The sequence below is a fragment of the Vibrio sp. Vb0937 genome, from assembly GCF_033338855.1.
In genome coordinates, this window is sequence record NZ_JAWOTK010000270.1 from 1 (window position 1) to 1,240 (window position 1,240).

The following is a 1,240-nucleotide window of genomic DNA, read 5'->3' on the forward strand; positions in this document are numbered from 1 at the left end:
TATAACCCAAAAACCATCAGCGCGACAATGGGCAGTTTTGGGCGTGTGCAAGTGAGTTTGGTTGATTTGCCAAGCTACTTAGCTGAAGCAAACTTGCCAGTGTATGGTGCTTTCCTTGAAGGTGAGAGCGTGCATAAAACTGATTTTTCAGCAGAAGGTATTTTGTTGATGGGCAGCGAGTCACATGGTGTGCGAGAAGAAGCGTCCAAGTTCGTGACAGATAAGATCACGATTCCTGCTTTCGGTGGCGCAGAATCTTTAAACGTAGCAATGGCGACGGGCATCATTTTGGACAACATGCGTCGTCAGCACAGCTAATCGTATCAACGAATTTTAGATACAAAAAATGCGTAACGGTCCAGGCGATGTCAAGCTGAGGTTCATTACGCTTTTTTCGTTTTGAATGCGGTTATTTTTCTAACATATCCAACTTGTTTGGCACGCCGTTCCATTTTTCCGCTTCATCCATCGCTGGTTTCACTTCAGTTTGTACCGGCCAGATTTCTGCGAGTTCGGCGTTGAGCTCTTTGTAGATGATTTGATCTTCAGGCAGCTCGTCTTCTTGGAAGATTGCCGCTGCGGCACACTCGTCAACACACAAGCCACAGTCGATACATTCTATTGGGTTGATTACCATGAAGTTTGGACCTTCGTGGAAGGCGTCAGCCGGGCACACCGCGACACAGTCGGTGTATTTACATTGGATACAGTTATCGGTTACGACAAACGCCATGATAATCAGCTCTTAAGTTAGTCAAAATCAAAGAAGGGGGATAATACTCATCCCAAGGCAAAATTCAACATTCACCAAGTTAAATCCGTCGTCCAACCTTGATTTAGTATGACAGACAATTCAATTTCTCGTAAAATGCGCGCCATTGTGAGCTGGGGGCCGTTAGGTTTTTTGGCTAAGACACCTACTATAACGAGACATCGACATGATTCGTATTAATGAAATTAAGCTTCCTCTTGATCATGAGGAAGGCGCGCTATTAGACGCGATCACTAAAAAACTTGGCATTCCTGCTGAGAAAGTTATCTCTTTTAACGTCTTTAGACGCGGCTACGATGCTCGTAAGAAAACCAATATTCATCTTATTTACACGCTAGACATCATCGTTGAAGGCGATGAAACCGCGTTGCTAGCGAAGTTCGCAAACGATCCTCACGTTCGCCAAACACCAGACATGGAATACAAGTTTGTTGCGAAAGCACCTGAGAACCTAACAGAGCGCCCAAT

General features: G+C 44.9%; 2 protein-coding genes and 1 pseudogene. 2 read left to right on the top strand and 1 reads right to left on the bottom strand.

The window, feature by feature from the left end; genetic code table 11:
• The coding region (locus R7P67_RS24995; protein ID WP_318086343.1) for a TrmH family RNA methyltransferase at nucleotides 1–318 on the top strand (318 nt) is incomplete at its 5' end.
• 91 nt (nucleotides 319–409) lie between these two features.
• Here R7P67_RS24995 and fdxA read toward each other — a convergent pair.
• The gene (gene fdxA, locus R7P67_RS25000; protein ID WP_005495940.1) at nucleotides 410–733 is read right to left on the bottom strand and encodes a ferredoxin FdxA; all 324 of its coding nucleotides are present in this window, start codon (nucleotides 731–733) and stop codon (nucleotides 410–412) included.
• 205 nt (nucleotides 734–938) lie between these two features.
• On the opposite strand from fdxA, the pseudogene R7P67_RS25005 reads away from it, so the two are divergent.
• A pseudogene (locus R7P67_RS25005) lies at nucleotides 939–1,240 on the top strand (hypothetical protein); the annotation flags it as partial.

What these genes read in the sequence shown, in the direction of transcription:
- fdxA (WP_005495940.1), bottom strand. Translation starts at nt 733, where the DNA reads ATGGCGTTTGTCGTAACCGATAACTGTATCCAATGTAAATACACCGAC.